Below are 25,458 nucleotides of genomic sequence, written 5' to 3'. Positions count from 1 at the left end.
GATCTCGCATCCCCTGCCCTATCCCACCTCCTCATCCGTCCTTCCCCCTCGTCCCCCTGCTCCGTCCTCCGTGTCTCCACCCCACCCCCACTCGCCTTCACACGGTGTGCAGATCGAGGGGGCTGTGGAGAAGGACGCGCACCTGAGCGCTGTGGGACGGAAACGGCCGTGACGGTCTCGATGCGCCGGATGTCCGCGGGCAGCGGCTACCAGTACCTGCTGCGCAGCGTCGCGGCCGGTGATGGCCAGCGCGCGATGTCGACGCCCCTGACCCGCTACTACTCCGAGGTCGGTACGCCGCCGGGCCGCTGGCTCGGATCCGGCGTCGGAGCCTTCGGTGCCGGCCAGATCCGGCCGGGCATGCAGGTGACTGAGGAGCAGCTCGCCCTGCTCGTCGGCATGGGCCGCGACCCCGTCACGGGAGAACAACGCGGCCGGGCGTATCCGTCGTACAAGCGGCTCGCTGACCGGATCGAGGAGCGCGTCGCCGCGCTCGACCCGGAGATGACTCAGGAGGACTGCGCGGCCGAAACCACCCGGATCGAGGCCGAGGAGACCGCGGCCGGGATGCGTCGAGCGGTCGCCGGATTCGACCTTACCTTCAACGTCCCGAAGTCGGTCTCCGTGCTCTGGGGTGTGGCCGACGCCGTCACCCAGGAGCGGATCGTCGCCGCCCACCACGGGGCGGTCGCCGACGTGATCGACCTGTTCGAGCGAGAGGTCGCTGCTACCCGGGCAGGCATCTCCGACAGAGACGGCGCCGTGGCCCAGGTCGACGTGGCGGGCGTTGCGGCCGTTGCCTACGACCACTTCGATTCGCGAGCCGGCGATCCGCAGCTCCACACGCACGTCGTCATCGCCAACAAGGTGCTCACCGTCATGGACGGCCGCTGGCGCAGTCTCGACGGACGCCCGGTATTCGCCTCCCGAACCGGCCTGTCGGTGCACTACGACGCGCTGCTCGCGGATCGCCTGTCGCGCGACCTCGGCATCGAGTGGGAGTTGCGGCAGCGGGGACCCGACCGGAACGCTCGATGGGAGATCGCTGGCGTCTGCGACGACCTGATCACCGAGTTCTCCAGTCGCACCCGCCAGATCGAACTCAAGAAGGACGAGCTCATCGACGAGTACGCCGCCCGCCACGGACGCACGCCGTCAGCGAAGACCGTCGTCGAACTCCGAGCCCAGGCGACGCTGGCCACACGCCCGCCAAAGGAGGTCCGATCGCTCGCTGACCTGACAGCCGACTGGCGACAGCGCGCCGCCGAGCGGTTGGGGACCGAGCCGTCGGCATGGTCTCGCGACGTAATTGGCCACGGCGGGAACCCGCTGACTGCCGACGACGTGCCGCTGGCTGCGATCGAGGCGATCAGCGCCGACGTGGTCGCGGCGGTGTCTGTGAAGCGGGCGGTGTGGACGCACTGGAACCTGATGGCCGAAGCGTCGAAGCAGACCATGGATCTGAGGTTCGCGACGAGCGGGGACCGTGAGGCTGTCGTCGGGCTGGTCGTCGACGCGGCGCAGTTGCGGTCCGTCGTCCTGACCCCGCCGGAGCTCGCGACCAGCCCGATCCGATTCCAGAGGGAGGATGGCACGAGCCGGTTCCGTCCGCGGCACGGCGAGAAGTACTCCTCGGCCGCGGTCTTGGATGCCGAAGCGCGCCTGTTGGCTCGCGCCGAGGAGGTGACCGCGCCGACAGTGGCCGCGAGTTTTGCGGCGCGAGCGGCCGCGACTGGAAAGGTCCGGCTGAGCGCGCAACAGCGTTGTGCGGTGGAGAGCATCTGCCAGTCGGGCCGCCTGGTCGACGTACTGGTCGGCCCCGCAGGAGCAGGCAAGACCACTACGATGCGAGCGCTCCGAGCAGCGTGGACCGCGGAGCGCGGGCGGGGGAGCGTGGTCGGTCTGGCGCCGTCCGCTGCCGCTTCCCAGGCGTTGGCCGACGACCTCGGTGTCGCGTGCGAGAACACGGCGAAGTGGCTCCACGAGTACGACCACGGCCGCACTGAACTCCGGCGCGGTCAGTTGGTGATCGTTGACGAGGCGACCCTCGCCGACACGGTGACACTCGATCGTCTCACCGGGATCGCCGCGGGCGCGGGCGCCAAGGTGCTGCTCGTCGGCGATCCCCGCCAACTCCAGTCCGTCGACGCCGGTGGGGCATTCGCGCTCCTCGTCGACCGGCGTGCGGACGCACCGGAACTGGTCGAGATCCACCGCTTCACCAACGAGTGGGAGAAGGACGCGTCCCTCGCGCTGAGCCGCGGCGACGTCCAGGCCATCTCGGCCTACGGCCGTCACAAGCGCATCCGCGAGGGCGTCACGGACGAGATGGTCGATGCCGCGTACGTCGCCTGGCGAGCGGACTGCGCCGCCGGCCGTGCCAGCATCCTGGTGACCGAGTCGGCTCGGGACGTCCGCGCGCTCAACGAACGCGCCCGGGCCGAGCGGCTGCTTTTGGACGGCGCGGTCGACCAGCACGAGGTCGCCCTGGTCGACGGCTGCCGAGCCTCGGTCGGGGACATCGTCATCACGCGCCAGAACGATCGATGCATCCGCACGATGCGCGGTGGGTGGGTCAAGAACGGCGACCGCTGGAAGGTCACCGACCTCCGGCGCGACGGAGCCGTGGTGGCCAAGCGCATGGGACCGGGCCGTGGAGGACGCACCGTGCTCCCAGCGGAGTACGTCGCGGAACACGTCGACCTCGGGTACGCCGTGACCGCTCACCGTGCCCAGGGCATCACCGTCGACACGGCGCACGTCGTGGTGACTTCGTCGACGACGAGGGAGAACCTCTACGTGTCAATGACCCGCGGCCGCGACTCCAACATCGTGTACGTCGCCCTCGACCAGCCCGACGACAGTCACTCCAGGCCTGAGGCGGACGATGTCACCGCGAGGACCGTGCTGTACGGCGTCCTCCAGCACAGCGGCGCCGACCTCTCGGCCACGCAGACGATCGAGGCAGAGTACGAGCTCCACAGTGGCATCGACCGCCTCGCCGCTGAGCTCGAGACGATCGCCGCCGAGGCTCAGCACGATCGCTTCGTCGATATGCTGAGCCGATCGGGACTGACAGCAGAGCAGCACTCCGCGGTGGTCGAGTCATCCGCCTTCGGGCCGCTCGCCGCCGCACTACGACGTGCTGAGGCGTACCACCATGACCTCGAACGACTCGTGCCGAGAGTCGTTGCCCAACACGCTCTGGACGATGCCGACGACATCGCTGCGGTGATCAGGTATCGCTTGGGGAAGCTGGCGGAAAGGAGCCCGCGCGGCAACAGGCTGCGGCCCCGCCTGATCGCCGGACTGATCCCAGAACCTCTCGGATCGATGCGCGAGGAAGATCGCCAGGCCATCGCCGATCGCAAGCACCTCATGGAAGCGCGAGCGCGAGCCGTCGTTGAGGAAGCCGTGCGAACCCGCAAGCCGTGGGTACGCCGGCTCGGGGCGCCTCCGTCGACAAGCCCTGCCCGCGATCTCTGGCTCGGAGCCGCAACCACCGTGGCTGCCTATCGCGACCGACACGGGATCACATCAGACCTGCCAGTCGGCGGGGGAGCGCAGAGCGACTCGCAACGCGCGGAGCGCTTGCGTGCGCAACGTGCGGCGCGAGAGGCAGCGAGGTTCGCTTCCGTCGAGTACTCGGAGGCCCGGTCGGCGACATTTGGTGTCGAAGCCATCTCGATGCCATAGGGGTCCATCCGTCACGAATCTCCACATGACTGCATTCAGCTCGCGCGTTGGCGTGGCGACAGTCGTACGACGGGGTGGTCAGTCCTGTCCAGGGAGGTCCACGATGTTTCTGCTCCTGATGGTCCCCGTCGTTGTACTTGTCACGGCCGTTCACCGCGTTCTTCAACTCCATGCGCCCTCGAACGTCCTGGCGGCCCGCGTTCGAATGGAGCCCCCGCGCCTTGGAACTGCGCTTCGACTCGTGTCACTGGCAACGGCGCTGGTCGTCGGGGCTCACCTCCTCGCGACATGGGCGGCGACCGGTGGACCCGCTTGGCTGAACCTGATTGTCCTCGTCGCCTTCTGGGACGCAATCAAGTTCGCGCTCCTGGCCATCGCGGAGATCCTTCGAATGCTGCGCGAGGCAGTACGGCCGCGTCGTATTCGTCACGCGAGGGTTGTCTCGGCCGATCATCTCCAGGATCGTGTCACGAAACCCCACTAAACCGGCAACATCCTCCACTAGGGTCGGTCATACCGGGCTAGAACCGGTCTCGCTGAACTGGAAGGCTACGTCGCCATGTCCGAACCTTGGTTGTCCGCCGACGACATCGCTGCGCACTTGGGCGTCACGAAGGACACGGTTTACGCGTGGATCGCCGACAAGGCGATGCCGGCTCACAAGGTTGGCCGCCTATGGAAGTTCCAGACGAGCGAGGTCGACGCGTGGGTCCGCAGCGGGGGTGCGGCGGTCCCTGATGAGCCAGGGCCTCCTTCCTGACTCGCCGGCATGCTGTCTTGTCGGACGGCTCCGATATCCTGACCAACTTTGCTCATGACTACGAGGGGGTGCACATGACGACGGGAACACCGCGCGCAGGCCGCTACGCCCTGTCGTTCACCTCTGGCGCTTTGCTCGCGACGGAGGCCGCCCTCGTGGCTCCGATCTACCTTCGCGAGCACGACTGGGACGCGACGCGTGAGCACGCAAGGGACGCCAACTTGCTCCAGCACCGGGTCGCCACTTCCAGCGAGCGACGCCTGCGCGCCCTCATTCCTCGACTTCAGGTCCTCAGCGATGCTGAACTCGAGATTGTCTCCGAGGGTACGTCGACGGATCGCGGTCATCTGATGTGGGCCGCCGCGTGTCGTCGCTACGACCTGGTCGGGGAGTTCGCTGAGGAGGTACTTCGAGAGCGTTTTCTCATCTTGGCGGGCACGGTTTCACATGAGGAGTACGACTCCTTCTACCGCGCAAAGGCGATGTGGCATGACGAACTTGGCCAAGTCACCGACGCCACCTACAAGAAGCTTCGGCAGATCATGTTTCGGATGGCGGTCGAGGCCGGTTTGCTGACCAAGCAGGGCCACATCGAGCCTGCGCTTCTCTCAGCCCGCGTCGCGGAGTGCCTGAACCAGCGCACGCCGAGCGACATCCGCTTCTTCCCGACGAGAGTGGCGTGAGAGCCGTGCAGCCAAGATCGACGCTGACTCAGCAGGAGGAGCACCTGTTCAAGGTGCTCAGCAGCGAGCGCTTCCTCAAAATGGAGGGCTTGGGCAACGAGGTCGCCCACTTCATCTACGACTACGACCCGTCGTGGGCGCTCGACGTCGCACAAGCGAAGAAGCGCATCAAGACCAAGCTCGATACCGACTTGGGTATCAAGGTCTTCGAGATCAACCTCTACAACCTCTGCGTTGACCTGCTCAAGGAACGCGACGTCTGGGATCGCGTGCTCGCAGCCGAGCCGACGATGGACAAGCCCGACTTCCTCAAGATGCTCCAGAACATGCTGGACCCCCAGATGCATCTGGCGCCGGCCATCAAGTCGCGCATCGAGGCCGAGTCGTTCCAGATCCTCTTCCTCACGGGCATCGGCGAGGTGTTCCCGTTCGTTCGGTCGCACACCGTGCTCAACAACCTGCAAACCGTCGTCTCTGACAAACCGATGCTGATGTTCTTCCCGGGACGTTACGAAGTGTCGGCCACACAGGGATCATCACTTGTTCTGTTCGGACAGCTCAAGGACGACTCCTTCTATCGCGCGAAGCGCATCCTCGATCAGGAAGCATGACCCGATGAGACTCAACGAGATCTTCCTCAAGGACGTCACCCGATCGATCGAGGGTGTCGTCAAGGCCGACGACGTCGACCACCTCGGCATCGAGGTCGAGGAGTACGTGTTCACCAATGACGCGGCCAAGGGCGTGGCCCCGTTGCTGGAGGAGTACACCAACTACACGAACGCCAACGGCGTGTGGATCTCGGGCTTCTTCGGCTCCGGCAAGTCGCACCTCCTGAAGATGCTTGCCCACCTCCTCGGCGACGTCGAAGGTCAGGCCTTCCCGCGCGATGAGGTGAGCGAGAGCTTCTTGGGCAAAACCGATGACGCGATGCTGATCGCCTCGCTGAAGAAGGCTGCCGCCATCCCGGCAAAGAGTCTGCTCTTCAACATCGACCAGAAGGCCACGCTGATCGCCAAGGATCAGACGGACGCGTTGCTGAAGGTCTTCGTCAAGGTCTTCGACGAGAGCCGCGGCTACTTCGGCAACGACGGAGCCGTCGCCCGCTTCGAGGAGGATCTCGACAAGCGCGGCCAGTACGACGCTTTCATGGCTGCCTTCCAGAAGCACGCCGGAATCGACTGGGCGAAGGGTCGTGAACAGACCGCCCTCGAAGGTCACAACGTCGACAAGGCGTTCGCCGATGTCAACGGGGAGGCCAACCCCGGCATCATCGCTCAATACCAGAAGTCGTACGCCGTCTCCATCGAGGACTTCGCCACCGCCGTGAAGGCGTGGATCGACAGGCAGGAACCCGGCTTCCGCCTCAACTTCTTCGTCGACGAGGTCGGGCAGTTCATCGCCGACGATGTGAAGCTCATGCTGAACCTCCAGACGATTGCCGAGTCCCTCAACACCAAGTGCAGGGGACAGGCGTGGGTCTTCGTGACCTCGCAGGAGGACATGGACAAGGTCGTCGGCGACCGGACCAGGCAGCAGGGAAATGACTTCTCCAAGATCCAGGCACGGTTCAGCGCGAAGGTGAAGCTCACCAGCCAGGACGTCGAGGAGGTCATCAGCAAGCGTCTTCTTGAGAAGAACGACGCAGGTGCGGCCGAGTTGATGGCAATCCACGTTAAGGAGGGTGCGAACTTCAAGACGATCTTCGACTTCGTCGACGGTGCGAAGACATACCGCAACTACGTTGATGGCGGCCGCTTCATCAGCACCTATCCGTTCGTGACCTATCAGATCCCGTTGTTCCAGGCCGCGATCGAGGGTCTCTCGGACCACAACATGTTCGAGGGCAAGAACAGCTCTGTCGGTGAGCGGTCCATGCTTGGTGTGGTTCAGGAGGTCGCCAAGCGCATCGGTGCGGAGCAGGTTGGCTACCTCGCCACGTTCGACCAAATGTTCGCCGGGATCAGCGCAGCACTGAAGTCCGCAGCTCAGAGCGCCATCCTCCAAGCCGAGAAGCACCTTCCCGACCCGGGGTCCGACGTCACGGTCCTCGCCAACCGCCTTCTGAAGGCGCTCTTCCTTGTCAAGTACGTCGACACCTTCAAGGCCACGCCCCGCAACCTCACCGTGCTCGTCTACGACCGTTTCGGTCTCGACCTCAATGCCCTGGGCAAGCAGGTGCAGGAGGCGCTCAACCTGCTGGAGACGCAGTCGTACGTCCAGCGCAACGGCAACTTGTACGAGTACCTCACCAACGAGGAACAGGAGATCGAGAAGGAGATCAAGTCGGTCGACGTCGACTCGTCCGAGGTCTCAAACAAGCTGTTCAGGTACCTGTCGTCCGACATCCTCAAGACGAACAAGCTCAAGTACGCGAAGAATGGCCAGGACTTCCCCTTCGGCTACAAGCTCGACGACATCGTCCAGGGCAACCAGCGCGAGCTGACCATTCATTTCGTCACGCCTGAGACGAACTACACCGACACCGAGATCGCCGCTCAGAGCATGGGCAAGGACGAGCTGCGGGTCTTCCTCGGCCGTGACAAGCGGTTGCTGGCCGACCTGCGCCTGCTCCTCAAGACGGAGAAGTACACCAAGCAGCGCACCAACTCGGGTGCCACGCCCTCCATGCAAGCGATCCTCCAGTCCAAGCAGCTGCTCAACGCCGAGCGCGAGAAGGAGCTGATCGAGCGCCTCCGCCAAGCCGTCGGCAAGGCCCAGCTGATCATCAACGCCGCCGAGATCACGTCCACCTCACAGGACGCAGTTACGCGGGTCTCCGACGGGTTCCAGGAGCTCGTCAACCGGACCTACATGAACCTCGGCCTGCTCGGCGGGAAGATCTATCCCGAGCAACAGGTCGCTGGCGCCGTCCAGAACGACCAGGGCATGTTCGGCGCGGGGAACCTCACCTTGCTCAGCTCACCCGGCGCCGAGATGGAGTCGTGGATCATCTCGCAGACCGGTCTGGGAGAGCAGGTCACAGTCAAGAAGATCGCTGACCGCTTCGAGTCCAAGCCCTACGGCTGGGACCTCGGCTCAATCGAGGTCGTGCTGGGCTGGCTAGTCGGCAACGGCAAGGTCGCACTGACTGTCGATGCGAACCCGGTCGTGCGCACCGAGGCAGCCGCCCTGATCCGCAACACGGGCAAACAGCAGCACACGGTAGTCGCGCCGCAGAAGGCGTACGACGCGACGAAGGTCGCCGCCTTCAAGAAGTTCTGCACGGACTTCTTCGACGAGGGCGCCGTGCCGAGCGACCCGACCGAGTTGGCCCGATTTGGCAAGGACAAGCTCGCGGCCAAGCGCGACGAACTCAACGCTCTCGTGAGCGCCAGCCGCTACCCTTTCGTCAGCCAGCTCTCTGGCGTCGTCACCCTGCTCGACCAGGTCATCGGCAAGCCCGCCGACTGGTATCTCGGCGACTTCGACAAGGCCGACGAGTTGATCGAGGCCAAGGAGGACTTGGTCGATCCGATCAAGTCCTTCCTCAACGGCCAGCAGGCGAAGATCTTCGATGAGGCGCAGGTCCTCCTGAGCGGCAACACCGGGAACCTCGGCTACCTCCCCGCAGGCAGCGCCGACCCGGTCAAGACCCTCCTCTCCGACAGCAACGCCTTCCGCGGCAACAAGATGAACCAGCTCAAAGCTGCAGCCGACACGTTGCGAAGGCAGATCGACGACGTCGTCTCCGACAAGCGCGCCGAGGTGATCGCAGCGATCGAGGGACGCAAGGCCGAGGTGCTCGCCAGCGCCTACTACGCCAACGCCACCTCAGACGCACAAGAGAGCGTGATCCGGCGCATCGACCAGATCCTCGCGCGGCTCGTCGGCGAGACTCAGGTCGCGCTCATCCTCCAGGTGGGCGCGACCTTCGAGCAGGCCGACTACCCAGAGCTGCTCAGTCATCTCGTCGCGTCCCAGCAGGGTGGGGGCAACGGTGGGCCGCCGCCGAAGCAGATGGTGTCGGTCAAGACGATCCAGGTCTCGGGCGTCTCCGGAGTCCTCGAATCCGAAGCCGACGTCGACAGCTACCTCGCCGCCCTGCGCACCGCACTCGTCGAGACGCTCAACGACGGAAAGCGAATCACGCTCTGATGGAAACCGCACCGCTCAAGTCGTTCGCCACCTCGGCGCGCACCGAGCTTATCCGCGAGGTCAGCGCGCGTATCACGGCTGTGCTTGCCCAGGGTTCGCCTGAGCGCGTCGAACAGCCGAAGGCTGTGACCGCCCTGGAGAGGGCCATTGCCGGCGGTGGCGGCGGCGACAGGGGGAAGGCGCACGTTGCTGACAAGGTCGCCTACACCTGGTTCAACCGCATCATCGCGCTGAGGTTCATGGACGCCACCGGCTACACCGGGATTGGCGTTGTGTCTCCGGCGGCCGACCAGGTCGGCCAGCCTGAAGTGCTGTCCGCGGCCAAGCGAGGGCAGGTCGACCAGGAAGTGGTCAAGGGGACGAACCCGGCGACCATCGCCGGGCTGCTCAACGGCACCCGCCAACCACATCCCGGGGCCGACGGCCAGGCGGAGGCATACGCCCTCCTCCTCGCGGACTACTGTCGCTTTTGGAACAAGGCCATGCCGTTCATGTTCGAGCGCGCGGGCGACTTCACTGAGCTGCTCATCCCGGGCAACCTCCTCGCCGACGACTCAGTTCTCCATCGCGCCGTGAACGTGCTGACGGCAGATGTATGCCAGGACGTCGAGGTCATCGGCTGGCTCTACCAGTTCTACATCTCGGAGCGGAAGGACGAGGTCTTCGCCGGGTTCAAGAAGAACAAGAAGGCCGGCGCCGATGAGATCCCCGCGGCCACCCAGCTCTTCACCCCGCATTGGATCGTCCGGTACCTCGTCGAGAACTCGCTCGGGCGCCTCTGGATGCGCAACCGGCCGGCGTCGAGGCTGGTCAGCCAGATGGCCTATTACATCGAACCAGTCGACGAGGTGTCCGACTTCCTCAAGATCAACAAGCCCGAAGAACTTACCGTAATTGACCCGGCTTGCGGCTCGGGGCACATGCTCAGCTACGCCTTTGACCTTCTGTACGCGATCTACGAGGAGGAGGGGTACGCGCCGTCGGAGATCCCAAGGTTGATCCTCGCGAACAACCTGTACGGCACTGAGATCGACCCCCGTGCGGGAGCGCTCGCGGCGTTTGCGCTGATGATGAAGGCCCGCGCCAGACGACGCACTTTCTTCAGCGACCGTGTTGAGCCCAACATCTGTGTCCTCGACCCTATCCGTTTGGACCAGCAAGAACTCGACTTCCTTTGCTCCACCATGCCCAAGGTGGGGCTGGACAGAGATGACTTTGACCTGGTTTGGAACACCTTCGAACATGCCGACGTGTACGGCTCCCTTATCCAGCCTGCTCGGGAGGCTGTGACCGAGCTTCGCCACGCTATCCACGGCATGGACAGTGACGAGATCATCGGCAACGAAGCACTCCGTAAAGCCCGATTGGTCATTAGTCAGGCCGACTACCTGACCAACCGATATGCCGTCGTCGTCGCCAATCCTCCCTACATGGGCAGCGGCAACATGGGTGCGCAGTTGAGCGCGTTCGCGAAAGAGCATTACGCGAACGGCAAGCAAGACCTCTATGGCTGTTTCATTCTGCGTGCGATGGACCTCGCTGCCAGTAAGGGACTGGTCGCCAAGGTCGTCGGCGACACCTGGATGTCCATTGTGAGTTTCAAGGACTTGCGAGAAGAGATCCTCTCTGGCCACTCCTTCGACAGCTTCGTTCACCTCCGCGATGTCTCCAATCACCCGGACATCTTCGGTGCGAACGCTGCCTTCGTCGTTGCGATGGCGAACACTCCCGGTCACCATGCGCCATTCATCAGGCTCACGACGCTAAACGAAGAGGAGAAGCGTCTCCGGTTGATCGAAGCGATACGTGATGCAGCCTGTGAGTGGCGGTTCTCGGCTTGCTCCGAGGACCTCGCGAAGGTCCCTGGGTCACCCATCGCTTACTGGCTCTCCGACTCCATGCGTTCAGTCTTCGATACGACGGGTCGACTCAATGAGAAATATCAAATTCGTGAGGGGCTAACAAGCGGAAAGAATGATCGGTACCTTCGCTACTGGTGGGAGGTGTCGGCAGACAGGGCATTGTGGACCGCCAGTGGGAGAAAATCAGCAGCCGGTTCGAACGCGCGTTGGTTTCCCCATAGAAAGGGCGGTCCTTTCCGTCGTTGGTACGGAAATCAAGAATTTGTGATCAACTGGGAAGATGATGGTGCGGAGATAAAGGCCGCGGTTGTTGCACAGTATGGTGGTTCCTATACAAAATCGATCCGTAGCGAGGAATGGTATTTCAAGCCAGCGCTGTCATGGGGGCTTATCTCGTCGGGCGAATTCTCACTGCGAGAATACCCTGCTGGACAATTATTTGATTCCGCGTCCCCCTGCCTCTTCGTGAACAGCGCCGCGGGAGACCGTGAGCTGGCTTGGATGAATAGTTCGTCGGTTGGGGCGCTGCTTGCCGCCCTAAGTCCAACGCTCCACTTCAGGCTTACTCCTGTCGGCAATCTGCCGATCCCGAGGCAATGGGTGAGTATTGACCCGCAGTTCGCCCGTCAGGCCGTAGAGGTCGCGCGTGCGGATTGGGACGACTTCGAGACTTCGTGGGCCTTCGCAGCGCCGTCGTGGCTTCGGGGGGCGGCGAGTTGTGCGCTGCGTGAGCGGCTTGCGGAATGGTCGATGCGCCAGGCCGAGACTGCCCGCGAGCAGCAGGCGCGGGAGGTGGAGAACAACCGCATCGTTGCCGAGGCGTATGGCTTGCAGGACGAGGTTTCCATCGAGGTTCCTCTGCATCGTGTCTCGCTGACGCGGAACGTTGAGTTCAATCACGGCCCCGGCAAGACGCCCGAGGCGTACGCCGCGCTCGAACTCGCCGAGCTGATGCGTGAACTCATCTCGTACGCTGTGGGTTGCATGCTCGGACGCTTCAGCCTGGGCGAGTCGGGTCTGATCCTTGCCGACCAGGGTGCGACGTTGCAGGACTTCCTCTCGAAGGTTCCAACGTCGACGTTCACGCCTGACTCGGACAACGTCATCCCTGTCGTGGACGGTGACTGGTTCGAAGACGACGTCGTCGGACTCTTTAGGCAGTTCCTTTGGGTCGCCTTCGGTGACCAGCACTTCGAGGAGAACCTCAAGTTCGTCACGGAGTCGCTCGGCGTGAAGAACCTGCGGGACTACTTCATCACCCGGGCCGGGAAGTCCAAGTTCTACGACGACCACGTTCAGCGATACAAGAAGCGGCCGATCTACTGGCTTTTCTCCAGCCCCAAGGGATCCTTCAACGCGCTCGTGTACATGCACCGCCTTACGCCGTCCAGTGTCTCGACCGTGCTGACTTACCTGCGTGAGTACGTGACCAAGCTCGAGTCCAGCCTCCAGCAGGCCGAGCGCGCAGGGAACGCGAAGGAGGCGGACCGGCTTCGCAAGATCCTCGTCGAGCTTAACGAGTACGAGCACGACACTCTGTACCCGAAGGCATCCCAGAACGTCGCCATCGACCTCGACGACGGGGTCAAGACGAACTACCCAAAGTTCGGACCTGCCCTGAGGAAGATCGCGGGCCTGGAGGCTTCGGGTGAGTGACCTGACTTCCGTTAAGGACGCCCTCCAGAGCCGACTCGCCTCCAAGCGAGTCGTGTTCTGGCATGACCCGGCCGGTGAGTACGACGCCGAGCTCGACTCGCTCGACCTCGGGGGCGTGAACGTCATCCGTGTGCAGGAAGACGAGTTCGGAGTCAAGAACACCCTCCTCAAGGACCATGTCACGAAGCACCTGGTGTACCTCGCCGGCGACTTGCCGCGCGGCACCGCGAACTGGCTTCTCGACCTGGAGCTCGCATATGGAGGGGTGTTCACGGCGGACAAGACGTCCATACTCCAGCAGGAACTCGGTCTCAACGATGCGGCGTTCGCTCCGGTCATCGAGCAGCACCAGAAGTTCTTCGCCGCCAACGCCCGCAAGCAAGCACTCGAGAAGTTGCTTGTGGCCGGTGATGACCCGACAAGGCTCCGAGCCAAGATGTGCCAGGTGCTGGTCAAGGCGTCGGGCCACACGCTTACCGACATCACCCGCGAGTTGCTGGCCGAGAACGCTGCAAGCAAGAAAACGAAACTCGATGACCTCGTCACCTTCGGACTCGACCAGTTCCTCTGGGACGGGCTCGCCAGCATCTATAGGTACCCCAGCACGACCCCGACGATCGAGGACTTCATCCTCTGGGCGTTCAGCCGGGCTGTCGAGGACTTCGCCTCCGACACTCCGGGCAAGTACCGCAACATCCGGATCGACTTCAACAGCCTGCGCTACGACGTACGCGGCCAAGACATGATGGCGAAACTGGCCTCCCGCGCAGCCGATGCCCTCGACATCAAGTCCAAGATCGAGCACCGCGACTACCGTGAGTTGGTCCCGGTCACGATCTTCGAAGAGGTCGACCGCAAGGTCATCGTCGACCTCGCCGCCGCTGTGGCGGGTCAGTCGGTGACGCCCCGTGATGTCGCCGATGTGGTGCGCCAGCGCCAGGAGAGCCTCTGGAAGAACAAGTACGCCAAGTTGTACGAGGCGATCCAGAGCGCCTCGGAACTCCTGGCTGCGATCGCAGTCCTGCCGAGAACGATTGGCTCGCTTGACCTTGGGCTTCAGAAGTACCAGTCCGACTGGTTCCGCCTCGACCAGCAGTACCGCCGGTTCACATACGCCTACCAGACCGCTGACTTCCAGAACCCACTGGCGGCTCTAAAGACCGAGGTGGACAAGCAGTACGCCAACAAGTTCCTCTATGACTTCGGCGGGCTTTGGCAGCAGGCGATGGAGCCGACGGGCGAGTGGAAGTCGGCGGTGCTGGCACCTCAAGCGAGGTTCTTCGACAACCACGTCGCTCCCGTGGTCAAGGACGGCCGCACCAAAGCGGTGGTCATCATCTCGGACGGAATGCGCTACGAGGTAGCGGAAGAGCTCGCTTCCCTGATCCGCAACGAGGACCGGTTCGATGCGTCGCTCTCGGCTGTGCTGGGGGTGCTCCCGAGCTATACCCAACTCGGCATGGCTTCGTTGCTTCCTCAAGCGACGCTGGAGCTGGACCCAGAGGCGTTGCCGGTGCTGGCCGATGGGAAGCCGACGAACGGCACCGTGAACCGCGACAAGATCCTGCAAGGGGTCAAGGGCCACGCCATCTCAGCAGCCGGTGTGTTGGCAATGCCAGGCGACGAGCTGCGCGAGCTTTACAAGCAGCATCAGATCTTCTACGTCTACCACGACCGCATCGACGCTGCCGGCGACAAGGCGCCCACGGAACGAACGGTCTTCGAGGCCGCCGAGGAAACCCTGCGCGAGTTGCTGCTGCTCGTGAAGAAGTGGACGAACGCCAACGCCACGAACATCCTGCTCACCGCTGACCACGGTTTCCTCTACCAGGACATCCCGCTGGAACAGTCCTACTACGTCTCCGAGGCACCCCAAGGCGACGCGGTCACCAAGACTAACCGACGCTATGTGCTGGGCCGGGCACTCAAGCCGTCCCCGTCCTTCATGACGTTCACCTCGGCCCAGGCCGGCCTTGTCGGTGACATCGACATCCAGATTCCGAAGTCGATCCACCGCATCCCGCAGCCGGGGGCTGGTACACGCTATGTCCACGGTGGAGCGTCGCTCCAGGAAATCGTCGTCCCGGTGATCACGGTCAACAAGAAGCGCAAGAGCGACGTCCGCCCGGTTCACGTCGACCTCATGCCGGAGACCGACAAGATCACGACCGGTCAGCTCGCCGTCAAGCTGCTCCAGCGAGAGGCGGTGACGGACAAGATCCAGCCGCGCCAGGTCCGCCTCGGCCTGTACGTCGGCGACACCTTGATCTCCGACCAGCCCGTTCTGACCTTCGTCAGCGCGTCCGATGACCAGCGTGAGCGCTACCAGTCGGCGATCCTCTACCTCACGCAGGAAGCCGATGGGTTCAACAACATCCCGGTTGAGTTGCGGCTGGAAGAGCCCATTCCGAACACGACTCAATGGAAGCCGTTCTCGAAGGGCACCTACACGATCAAGCGTTCGTTCACGACGGACTTCGACTTCTAGGACGTGACTGCGATGACCCAACCGACCGACCTCGCGGCGATCGACAACGACCTTTCAGTGGGTGGCGCCGAGGCTCCTGCTCCGGGAGGGACCCCGGCGAAGTCTGCCCTCGACCAGAAGATCAACGACGTCTTCGGCGGTGCAGTCGTGCGCAAGGACCTGGTCAAGGCCGTCAAGGGCAACGCGATCGTGCCCTCGTTCGTCCTGGAGTACCTCCTCGGCCAGTACGCCGCATCTGATGACGAGGCGACAATCCAGTCCGGCATCGAGAGCGTTCGCAAGATTCTCGCGGACCACTATGTGCACCGGAACCAGTCAGAGCTGATCAAGTCGAACATCCGCGAGAAGGGCCGCTACCGAGTCATCGACAAGGTGCAGGTACAGCTCAATGAGAAGGACGACACCTACGAGGCTGAGTTCGCCAACCTCGGCATCAAGCAGGTTCTCGTGTCACCGGCGACCATCAAGACCCACCCGAAGCTCCTCGTCGGTGGGGTGTGGTGCATCTGCGACATCGAGTACCAGCACAGCGACAACGCCCGCGTCGTCCCGTGGATTCTTGGCTCCATCAAGCCGATCCAACTTTCCAACTTCGACTTCGACGGCTACGTCGCCTCGCGTCGCGAGTTCACTACCGACGAGTGGATCGACCTCCTGATCCAGTCGATTGGATTCAACCCAGAGCTGTTCGGTCGCCGAGCCAAGCTCATCCAGCTGGTACGCCTGATTCCGTTCGTCGAGCGCAACTACAACCTGGTCGAGCTCGGCCCGAAGGGCACCGGCAAGTCGCACATCTTCTCGGAGTTCTCGCCCCACGGCATGTTGATCTCTGGCGGGGAGGTCACGGTCCCCAAACTCTTCGTCAACAACTCCAATGGCCGCCTCGGCCTCGTCGGCTACTGGGACGTCGTCGCCTTCGATGAGTTCGCGGGCAAAAAGAAGCGCACCGACAAGGCGCTCGTCGACATCATGAAGAACTACATGGCGAACAAGTCGTTCTCCCGCGGTGTCGAGACTCTGGGTGCCGAGGCGTCGATGGTCTTCGTCGGCAACACGTCGCACAACGTGCCGTACATGCTCAAGCACTCCGACCTGTTCGACGAGCTGCCCGAGAGCTACCACGACTCCGCCTACCTCGACCGCCTGCACTGCTACATTCCGGGCTGGGAGGTCGACACGATCCGCAGCGAGATGTTTTCCGACGGCTATGGGTTCGTCGTCGACTACATCGCTGAGGTGCTGAAGTCGATGCGTGACGCCGACTACTCCGACCGCTACCAGCAGCACTTCACGCTCGGCTCGGACATCTCCACCCGCGACCGCGACGGTATCCACAAGACGTTCTCGGGTCTGATGAAGATCGTCTACCCGCACGGCGAGGCCACGAAGGAGCAGATCGAGGAGATCCTCCGTTTCGCCGTCGAGGGCCGCAAACGCGTCAAGGACCAGATCCTGCGGATCGACTCGACGATGGCCGAGGTCAAGTTCGGATACTCCGACAAGGCCGGCGAATGGCGTGCCGTCACGACGCTTGAGGAGGACGAGTACCCGGCTTACTACCACCAGCGGGGTGGCAAGACCGGTGGCGAGGTGACGACCGACGGTGGCTCTGCCGTCGCCGCAGCGGCTGCGGCGGTCGAGGTAGCGGCCAAGCCCGAGCCGCTGTTCGAGGGGCACCGCGAGTTCCAGGAGAACCAGCGGGGCGTCTCCTACGAGAGCCTGCTGCTGCCGTACTTGCGCGGAGCGACAGACATCAGGATCGTCGACCCCTACATCCGTCTCCCGCACCAAGGGCGCAACCTTGTCGACCTGCTCGCGCTGGTCGCCTCGGTCAAGGACCCGGCCGACGAGATCGTCGTCAAGCTCGTGACCAAGGAAGACAAGGGTGACTTCCAGCAGCAGCACCTCCTGATGCTCAAAGACATCCAGGACGGCGGAGCCTCGGTCGGCATCAAGTTCAACGTCGAGTGGGACGAGACCATCCATGACCGCTCAATCACGACCGACAATGGTTGGAAGATCCTCCTCGGACGCGGCCTCGACATTTTTCAGAAGGGCTCGGGGAGTCAGTTCGACATGGGGGCCCGCCGACAGGAGTTCCGCCAGGTCGTCGCCTTCGGCGTCACCTACATCAACGAAGGCAAGGGCGCCTGATGACTGCCGGCGGTACCGAGACAGAACTGGAGGACGTGGGTCCGAAGGGCCTCCTGGTCGTGGGTGGCACGGTGAAGGAGGTCATCACCAGCTCCGAATCGCAGGGAGTTCGGGAGTACCTGAGCTCCCTGTTGCAGGTGAAGAACCTCGTCGTGCTCCTTGGCTCTGGCGCTTCGTTCCACCTGGGGTCTCCCAAGACCCGAGATCTGACCAATGCGCAGGTTCTCGAACTCATTAGGGAGGCTGGCTGCGAGCCGGCCGAGGATGATCCAGCTTTGCTCGCCACGATCAACCCCACCGACAACGGCGACCTCGAGAAGCTGCTGAACGGACTCCAGCTGGCTGCAGCGCTTGCGACTCAGGCCGGGCAGGCTGCGGTGACGCTCGGGTCGGGTGCTGACGCCAAGTCCTACGCGAAGGACCAGGTTGACGGACTCCGGCAGCGAATCAACCGAGCGCTCGCCGAGGCGTGTCGCCTGCCGAGGGAAGGCATGTCGCTCGACCCGCCGTTCGACACAGACCCGCTTCTCGCGCATCGCACCTTCCTGTCACGAATCGTTCGTAGCCGTCGAGCCAACCTGCCACGTCCACGTATCTTCACCACGAACTACGACCTGGTCATCGAGAGCGCTCTCGACGAACTGGGCTACCCATACATCGACGGCTTCAGCGGAACCGTCGACCGCCGCCTAAACCTCGCGTTCTACGGGCTCGACTTCCATCGGGTCGAGACCACGACGCAGTCGGTGCTCGCCCGCGCAGAGGGCGCGCTCTACGTACACAAGGTCCACGGCAGCCTCAACTGGCGGTCATCGACCGACCGCGATCGGTTGACAGGGCTTGAGTCGCTGGAGGTCAAGCAGAGCGATGCCCCAGCAGAAGTCGACGAACTGGTGCTGATCTACCCGACGTCAGCGAAGGAAGGCGACACCCTCGCGTACCCGTACTCGGATCTCCTCAGGCTGCTCGGCGATGCGGTCCAGCAGGAGGACACGGCGGTGATCGTCGCTGGCTACGGATTCGCTGATCCTCACATCAACCGACTCTTGCTCCGCAGCCTCGCTACAAACTCGGCACTCAATGTCCTCGTGGCCGATCCCTTCGCGGTGCTCGAAGACGCAGACATGGCGGCCCTGACTTCAGACGCCCGGCAACAGCAGCTCAGCGAACTCAACGTCACACCGAGGAAGTCGGCAATCGCGGCCCTCGCCACAGCAAGCGATTCGCGGATCGCCGTACTGACTGGCGAGCACGGCAAGTTCTCCCAACTGGCCAACCTCATGCCGGGCTCGTCCCCGCAGGGTGAGACCCCGACTGCCGTCGCAGCGTTGATCGAGGCCCTTGAGCAGGCCGCGCGTGGCGCCGCGCCGCAAGTCCCGGGGATCGAACTCCTATGAGTGAAGCCGGGATCATCGGGCGGGTGATCGACGTCCGGAGCACGACGATCCGTGTCGCCCTGGATGTTGGGTCAAAGGGGTTCACGAAGGTAGGACCTGACGGTCTCCAGACTGTCGGGGTCGTCAACTCATACATCACGGTGCCTGCAGGCGCACATCGGGTCGTCGGCATCGTCAGCGGCGTCTACATCAGCGGACGGCAGGACCAGAGGGGGCAAGGCCCCCTCCTCAGCCAGGACGACACGGCGACGTATGAACTCGAAGCCACCGTGGTCGGGCGGTTCGAGGGAGACAAGTTCAAGTCCGGTCTGACCGGGTACCCGCCACTCCACGCACCAGTACAGGCGGCTTCGCCCGGCGAGGTGAAGAGCATCTTTCTCCCGAAGGGGGGCCCGTCCCTTCGTATCGGCACCTCAGCGGTCGCTACAGAGCAGGCAGTCCACCTTGACGCCAATCTGCTCCTTGGCCATCACTGTGCTGTGGTCGGTTCCACCGGTTCGGGCAAGTCGTGCACCGTTACGGCAGTCATTGACGGGTTGCTGGATCACGACATCCCCAACGGGCACATCGTCATCTTCGACATCAACGGCGAGTACGCCCAGTCGTTCGAAGCCTCTACGCCACGTGGGAAGAAGACGCGTCCGTTGGTGCTCGGTCCGAAGCCGGGGACGGATACTGGCCTGTTCCTGCCGCACTGGTTCATGAACAACGAGGAGCACCTCACCCTGTTGCGCGCCAGCGAAGGTGTCCAAGCCCCGGTGCTCCAGCGCGCCATCGCAGATGCGCGGCTTGCGGGAACAAGCAAGGGCGCGGACGCAGACCAGCTGGACAACGTCCGAACCACCCTTGGCATTCTCGACGCGCTCAGCAAGAACACGATGGACGCCGAAGCTCCCGCTCTCCGCCAGCTCCAGTCGCTTTCCGATGTCTTGACGAAGAACGCCGCCCGAGCTTCCCCGATCCAAGCACGCTGGCAGCGTATGGCCGACGTCGTGCCCAAGGCCATCACCAAGTTGGCTCTTCGGGACAACGTCAAGTATCAGACGCTGACCGCTGAGCATCGGGACCTGCTGGCCAGGTTGGCGAACATCTTGAACAAAGAGATCACGGCGGCACTCAACGATCTTGGGCTTGGCAGCGGCAACGCCAGCGCTGACTTCGATGCGCCCGTCTTCTACTCCCTGCAGGCCTTGTGCGACATCTTCCTTCCGGCGCGGGTCCAACTGGAGCAGGCGGTTGATAGTCGTATCGGCGGCTATGTCGCTACCCTTCAGATGCGCCTGAGCCGGCTGCTCGCTGACGGCAGGTACGACTTCATAACGAGGATCGAGGAGCACGACGATCCGCTGGGTGCGTACCTGAAGGCGTTGATGGGAGTGGACCCGACCGGAGGCGACCCCGCGTCGTCGGATTGGCCGGCCGGCACGCATCTTCAGTCCCAAAGCGCGACCCACGGCTCCGGGCCGTCCGTGACGATCTTCGACCTCAGCCTCGTTGCCAACGACGTGTTGGAGAACGTGACGGCGCTGCTCGGCCGCATCCTCTTTGATTTCGCCGTGCGGAGCCAGCCTCGCGCCGAGCATCCACTTCTCTTGGTGCTCGAAGAGGCACACAGGTTCATTCCTGCGCGCCAAGAACCTGGGGGCGGTCCTGGACGGTCCGCGTCGGTCTTCGAGCGGATCGCCAAGGAGGGGCGCAAGTTCGGGCTGTCGTTGCTTCTCGCGAGCCAGCGACCGAGCGAACTCAGCGAGACCGTGGTGGCTCAATGCGGCACCGTCATCGCGCACCGCCTCACCCATGAGGCGGACCAGAATCTCCTCCGGCACGCGACAGCACTCAGTTCCCGTGCGCTGCTCGACCAGTTGCCGAGCCTCGCTCAGCAACATGCGCTCGTGACAGGCGTCAGTACTGGTGTCCCCGTTGCTGTTCGGGTCCGCGACGTTGAGAACCCGCCGAAGAGCGACGACCCCAGCTTCATCAGCACTTGGGCCAATGCCGACAAGCTGGCAGGCCTGCCCGATCACATCGACCGGGTGGTCGCCGAGTGGCAAGGGGAGCTCCCGTAGGCCACCGCCGACAGGCGGCAGACAGCGCCGGACCGGTTCGACGCTAGTCAGGATCGACAGCGGAGACTAGCTCGTCGCGGGGGAGATCTGACGCCGTATTCCCCTTCCGGCGTGCCTCCAGCACCAAGTTGGGCGCGGACTCGGCTGGAGCCGCCGTGGGGCCGCACACCAACGCCAACGGCGGCTGACGCTGGGAGACGCCGAAGGCGTTTCCCCAGGTCAACCGCCGTTTTCAGCACCTACTGAGGAGGGCTGAAAGCCCCGGGAATCAGATGTCTTAGGTCAGTTCGACCTGGCTCCTGGCAAGGTGGCCAGTCTCCTGCGCTCGCTGCGGACCCTTTGCGACCGTGGGTGCCCGTCGACGGGAGGGCTCGGATTGGGCTCGCTTTCAGTCGCAATCACCCGCAACGGGACGCCGACGCCCGCGCCCGTCCAGAGCGGCAACGCCGCAGGTCACGGGCTCGTTCGGCCTCTTGGGCGCAGGCGCCCGCAAAGGATCACACTTACGCTCAGCGTCATGTACGTCTTCCCGATGACCCACCACGTCGAGTGCGTCGCGCTGCTCACGCGCTGAACACCGGGTTCGGTCGGGGCTGCCCGCCCGGCCGCCACCCTGCCGCTGCCTTCCCTGCCCGGCCCTTTGACCTGAGTCTTCACCGGACTCAGGTCGTAGGGCCGGTGTCGGTGGCTCCTGCTGTCATGGCTCCAGGACAGATCGAGCGACCATCGGGGGAGATGGATGGAGAGCCAGGAGCAGGAGACACGGTCCGTCGAGTCGGGTGCGGACGACCAGGACGTCCCGGGGCTGATTCGACGCGTACGCCGCTTGGCGAGGTGGTCGCAGCGAGAGCTGGCGCACCAGCTGGGGGTGTCGCAGTCGGCGGTCGCCAAGTGGGAGACCGGTCGGACCTCACCCACGGCTCGGATGCTGGTGCGCATCCTGGAGCTCGCGAAGCTGGGCCTGGCCGCGGTGAACGGCGACGGTGAGCGCGTGAAGCCCATGCGCCGCGACGCTGCGAGGGACGCGGGCGACCGGCGCTATCCGGCGCACGCGTTCGTGTGGGCGGAGGGTTGGTGGGCGCCGGAGGGGTCGGAGACGACCCCTTGGTACAACGAGATCCTCGGCCGATCGGCTGAGCTGGAGCTGCCGCGGGTGCGCTACAGCAGGTGGTGGCCGTTCGTCCGGCCGCCCTCCTTGGCCGATCGCGACGACCACCCGACGTGGCGGGAGCTGGTCGCCGAGGCGCGGGAGGGCTGGCGACCGTCTCGCCGCTCGCGGGTGAGGATCCCCGCATGGGCGCTGGCGGACACGAAGAAGTCCCGCAACCGCAGGCCGGGTGACTTCGCCCTCGTGCGAATGCCCAGACGTGAGTAGCGTCGACGTGCATGGCGACCTACACCGTCAACCCTGACGCGGTCGAGCACGCCCGCACCCTCATCACCGCTCGCCAGTACGCCCTCGACAGTGACTGGGGCGAGATCCAGCCCGGCGCCGGTGCTGAGAACGCCTATCTGGACTCCCACCCGTGGCAGGACTACGCCGCCTGGCACCTGGGCCTGACCGAGGGGGCGAACGACGAGACCAAGGCGCGCTACGCGTTCGTGTACGGCGACCTGCGCCGTGTCCATCGCAGCGGACTGATCGCCTGCGTCTACCGGGCGGCGGAGTGGCGGCACAAGGCGGTCGAGCTGGCGGCCCACGACCTGCTCCAGCGGCTCGACGCGCGGGCGGGCATCGCGTGACACCTCTCTCGGCGTCATGTATCTTGATGTCAAGACAAAAACGCCGTAGGCCCCGGACTCGAACTTAGGGTCGCCTTGCTTCCCCGCCTTCACTGTGCGGCGGCAAGATGGGCGGCACACGGCTCAGTGATCCACGAAGACAACTCAGGAGATGTGGCGGATGGCCAGTCAGGACAGCTTCGGTGCCAAGAGCACCCTCGACGTGGACGGCAAGTCCTACGAGATCTTCCGCCTGGACGCGGTGAAGGGTGACGGACTCGACGTCGACTCGCTGCCGTTCAGCCTCAAGGTGCTCCTCGAGAACCTCCTCCGCACGGAGGACGGCGCGGACATCACCGCCGACGACATCAAGGCGCTCGCCGGGTGGGACGAGTCGGCCGAGCCCGACAAGGAGATCCAGTTCACGCCGGCGCGCGTGATCATGCAGGACTTCACCGGTGTGCCCTGTGTCGTCGACCTCGCCACGATGCGTGAGGCCATGGCCGAGCTCGGCGGCGACGCCACCAAGATCAACCCGCTCGCGCCCGCCGAGATGGTCATCGACCACTCGGTCATCGCCGACGTCTTCGGCACGCCTGAGGCCTTCGAGCGCAACGTCGAGATCGAGTACGAGCGCAACCGCGAGCGCTACCAGTTCCTGCGCTGGGGCCAGGGTGCGTTCGACGACTTCAAGGTCGTCCCGCCCGGCACCGGCATCGTGCACCAGGTCAACATCGAGCACCTCGCCCGCACCGTGTTCACGCGTGAGATCGACGGTGAGCTCCAGGCCTACCCCGACACCTGCGTCGGCACCGACTCCCACACCACCATGGTCAACGGCATCGGCGTCGTCGGCTGGGGCGTCGGCGGCATCGAGGCCGAGGCCGCCATGCTCGGCCAGCCGGTCAGCATGCTGATCCCGCGCGTCGTCGGCTTCAAGCTCAACGGCGACCTGCCCGAGGGTGCGACCGCCACCGACCTCGTGCTCACGATCACCGAGATGCTGCGCAAGCACGGCGTCGTCGGCAAGTTCGTCGAGTTCTACGGCCCCGGCGTCTCCGCACTGCCGCTGGCCAACCGCGCCACGATCGGCAACATGAGCCCCGAGTTCGGCTCCACGATCGCGGTCTTCCCGATCGACCAGCAGACCGTCGACTACCTCCGCCTGACCGGCCGGTCCGAGGAGCAGCTCGCGCTGGTCGAGACCTACGCCAAGGAGCAGGGTCTCTGGCACGACCCGAGCGCCGAGCCGCGCTACAGCGAGAAACTCGAGCTCGACGTCTCCACCGTCGTCCCGAGCCTCGCCGGACCCAAGCGTCCGCAGGACCGGGTCGAGGTCACGAAGGCGCAGGAGAGCTTCCGCACCGCCCTCGCCGACTACACCGAGAACCCCGACGCGAAGGCCACCGTCACCCTCGACGGACAGGACTACGAGATCGGGCACGGCGCGGTCACGATCGCCGCGATCACCAGCTGCACCAACACCTCCAACCCGAGCGTGATGATCGGTGCGGCGCTGCTGGCCAAGAAGGCGGTCGAGAAGGGCCTGCAGCGCAAGCCGTGGGTCAAGACCACGCTCGCCCCCGGCTCCAAGGTCGTCAGCGACTACTACGAGAAGTCGGGCCTCACGCCCTACCTCGACAAGCTGGGCTTCAACCTGGTCGGCTACGGCTGCACGACCTGCATCGGCAACTCGGGCCCGCTCATCCCCGAGGTGTCGGCCGCGGTCAACGAGGCAGACCTGGCCGTGACCAGCGTGCTGTCTGGCAACCGCAACTTCGAGGGTCGGATCAACCCCGACATCAAGATGAACTACCTCGCGTCGCCGCCGCTCGTGGTGGCCTACGCGCTGGCCGGTTCGATGGACCTCGACCTGTTCGGCGACCCGCTCGGCCAGGACCAGGACGGCAACGACGTCTTCCTCAAGGACATCTGGCCGACGCCGACCGAGATCGAGGAGACGATCGCGATGGCGATCAACTCCGAGATGTTCGGCGACTCCTACAAGGACGTCTTCGCCGGTGACGAGCGCTGGCAGTCGCTGCCCACGCCCGAGGGCAACACCTTCGAGTGGGACGAGAACTCCACCTACGTCCGCCGGGCGCCGTACTTCGACGGCATGCCCGACGAGCCGACCCCGGTCGAGGACATCGCGGGTGCTCGCGTGCTGCTCAAGCTCGGCGACTCGGTCACCACCGACCACATCAGCCCTGCTGGTGCGATCAAGAAGGACAGCCCGGCCGGTCGCTACCTCGCCGAGCACGGTGTCGAGCAGCGTGACTTCAACTCCTACGGCTCGCGCCGCGGCAACCACGAGGTCATGATCCGGGGCACGTTCGCCAACATCCGCCTGCGCAACCAGCTGGCGCCCGGCACCGAGGGCGGCGTCACCCGTGACTTCACCGCCGGTGGCGAGGTCACCAGCGTGTTCGAGGCCTCGGAGCACTACATCGCCGCGGGCATCCCGCTGGTCGTGCTCGCGGGCAAGGAGTACGGCTCCGGCTCGTCGCGCGACTGGGCGGCCAAGGGCACCTCGCTGCTCGGCGTCAAGGCCGTCATCGCGGAGTCCTACGAGCGCATCCACCGCTCCAACCTGATCGGCATGGGCGTCATCCCGCTGCAGTTCCCGCAGGGCCAGACGGCCGAGTCGCTGGGTCTCACCGGTGAGGAGGAGTTCTCGTTCTCCGGGATCACCGCCCTCAACGACGGCGCCACCCCGAAGACCGTCAAGGTCACCGCGGGCGACGTCACGTTCGACGCGGTCGTCCGCATCGACACCCCGGGCGAGGCCAACTACTACCGCAACGGCGGGATCATGCAGTACGTCCTGCGCAACCTGCTCAAGGCCTGACCCAGGCCTGACACAGGCTGAGAAA

General features: G+C 64.4%; 13 protein-coding genes. All 13 read left to right on the top strand.

From position 1 onward, the window contains the following. Positions 1–168 precede the first annotated feature (168 nt). A complete protein-coding gene (gene mobF / locus CF8_RS11185) occupies positions 169–3,696 on the top strand; it encodes a MobF family relaxase (protein WP_010833232.1) in 3,528 nt (1,175 codons plus the stop codon). A gap of 559 nt (positions 3,697–4,255) precedes the next feature. After that, positions 4,256–4,456 (top strand): helix-turn-helix domain-containing protein, encoded by a 201-nt coding sequence (locus CF8_RS11175; RefSeq protein ID WP_036490779.1) that lies wholly within the window; start codon positions 4,256–4,258, stop codon positions 4,454–4,456. 17 nt (positions 4,457–4,473) lie between these two features. Further along, positions 4,474–5,139: a DUF1819 family protein gene (locus CF8_RS11170; protein ID WP_232211493.1), complete on the top strand. Its 666-nt coding sequence runs from the start codon at positions 4,474–4,476 to the stop codon at positions 5,137–5,139. Then, positions 5,136–5,750: a DUF1788 domain-containing protein gene (locus tag CF8_RS11165; RefSeq protein WP_232211492.1), complete on the top strand. Its 615-nt coding sequence runs from the start codon at positions 5,136–5,138 to the stop codon at positions 5,748–5,750. Before CF8_RS11170 ends, CF8_RS11165 begins: the two co-directional genes overlap by 4 nt. Positions 5,751–5,754: 4 nt before the next feature. Beyond that, positions 5,755–9,237 (top strand): BREX system P-loop protein BrxC, encoded by a 3,483-nt coding sequence (gene brxC, locus CF8_RS11160; RefSeq protein ID WP_010833228.1) that lies wholly within the window; start codon positions 5,755–5,757, stop codon positions 9,235–9,237. After that, positions 9,237–12,755 carry a BREX-1 system adenine-specific DNA-methyltransferase PglX gene (gene pglX, locus CF8_RS11155; RefSeq protein ID WP_010833227.1) on the top strand — a complete coding sequence of 1,173 codons (3,519 nt, stop codon included), beginning with the start codon at positions 9,237–9,239 and terminating at the stop codon, positions 12,753–12,755. The genes brxC and pglX overlap by 1 nt, the downstream gene beginning before the upstream one ends. Beyond that, positions 12,748–15,243 carry a BREX-1 system phosphatase PglZ type A gene (gene pglZ, locus CF8_RS11150; RefSeq protein WP_036490777.1) on the top strand — a complete coding sequence of 832 codons (2,496 nt, stop codon included), beginning with the start codon at positions 12,748–12,750 and terminating at the stop codon, positions 15,241–15,243. The genes pglX and pglZ overlap by 8 nt, the downstream gene beginning before the upstream one ends. Positions 15,244–15,255: 12 nt before the next feature. Then, entirely contained in the window at positions 15,256–17,397 is a 2,142-nt protein-coding gene (brxL, locus tag CF8_RS11145) for a BREX system Lon protease-like protein BrxL (RefSeq protein WP_036490776.1), read from the top strand. Next, entirely contained in the window at positions 17,397–18,794 is a 1,398-nt protein-coding gene (locus CF8_RS11140; RefSeq protein ID WP_010833224.1) for an SIR2 family protein, read from the top strand. The genes brxL and CF8_RS11140 overlap by 1 nt, the downstream gene beginning before the upstream one ends. After that, positions 18,791–20,860 carry an ATP-binding protein gene (locus CF8_RS11135; protein ID WP_010833223.1) on the top strand — a complete coding sequence of 690 codons (2,070 nt, stop codon included), beginning with the start codon at positions 18,791–18,793 and terminating at the stop codon, positions 20,858–20,860. Before CF8_RS11140 ends, CF8_RS11135 begins: the two co-directional genes overlap by 4 nt. 739 nt (positions 20,861–21,599) lie before the next feature. Next, on the top strand, positions 21,600–22,235 hold the full coding sequence (locus CF8_RS11130) for a helix-turn-helix domain-containing protein (RefSeq protein WP_010833222.1): 636 nt from the start codon (positions 21,600–21,602) through the stop codon (positions 22,233–22,235). An 11-nt stretch (positions 22,236–22,246) separates the two neighbouring features. Beyond that, positions 22,247–22,603 (top strand): hypothetical protein, encoded by a 357-nt coding sequence (locus CF8_RS11125; RefSeq protein WP_010833221.1) that lies wholly within the window; start codon positions 22,247–22,249, stop codon positions 22,601–22,603. A gap of 160 nt (positions 22,604–22,763) precedes the next feature. Next, positions 22,764–25,433 carry an aconitate hydratase AcnA gene (acnA, locus tag CF8_RS11120; protein ID WP_036490773.1) on the top strand — a complete coding sequence of 890 codons (2,670 nt, stop codon included), beginning with the start codon at positions 22,764–22,766 and terminating at the stop codon, positions 25,431–25,433. The last annotated feature ends 25 nt before the right edge of the window (positions 25,434–25,458 follow it).

The sequence above is a fragment of the Nocardioides sp. CF8 genome, assembly GCF_000389985.1.
GTDB classification, from domain to species: domain Bacteria; phylum Actinomycetota; class Actinomycetes; order Propionibacteriales; family Nocardioidaceae; genus Nocardioides; species Nocardioides allogilvus.
Note: the sequence above shows the minus strand (reverse complement) of the source record. Positions and strands in the feature narration are given on the sequence as shown.

Excerpts from the sequence above, each read along its gene's own strand:
- CF8_RS11175 (WP_036490779.1), top strand. The coding sequence starts at position 4,256 with ATGTCCGAACCTTGGTTGTCCGCCGACGACATCGCTGCGCACTTGGGC.
- brxC (WP_010833228.1), top strand. The coding sequence starts at position 5,755 with ATGAGACTCAACGAGATCTTCCTCAAGGACGTCACCCGATCGATCGAG.
- CF8_RS11140 (WP_010833224.1), top strand. The coding sequence starts at position 17,397 with ATGACTGCCGGCGGTACCGAGACAGAACTGGAGGACGTGGGTCCGAAG.
- acnA (WP_036490773.1), top strand. The coding sequence starts at position 22,764 with ATGGCCAGTCAGGACAGCTTCGGTGCCAAGAGCACCCTCGACGTGGAC.
- CF8_RS11130 (WP_010833222.1), top strand. The coding sequence starts at position 21,600 with ATGGAGAGCCAGGAGCAGGAGACACGGTCCGTCGAGTCGGGTGCGGAC.
- CF8_RS11135 (WP_010833223.1), top strand. The coding sequence starts at position 18,791 with ATGAGTGAAGCCGGGATCATCGGGCGGGTGATCGACGTCCGGAGCACG.
- brxL (WP_036490776.1), top strand. The coding sequence starts at position 15,256 with ATGACCCAACCGACCGACCTCGCGGCGATCGACAACGACCTTTCAGTG.
- pglX (WP_010833227.1), top strand. The coding sequence starts at position 9,237 with ATGGAAACCGCACCGCTCAAGTCGTTCGCCACCTCGGCGCGCACCGAG.
- CF8_RS11125 (WP_010833221.1), top strand. The coding sequence starts at position 22,247 with ATGGCGACCTACACCGTCAACCCTGACGCGGTCGAGCACGCCCGCACC.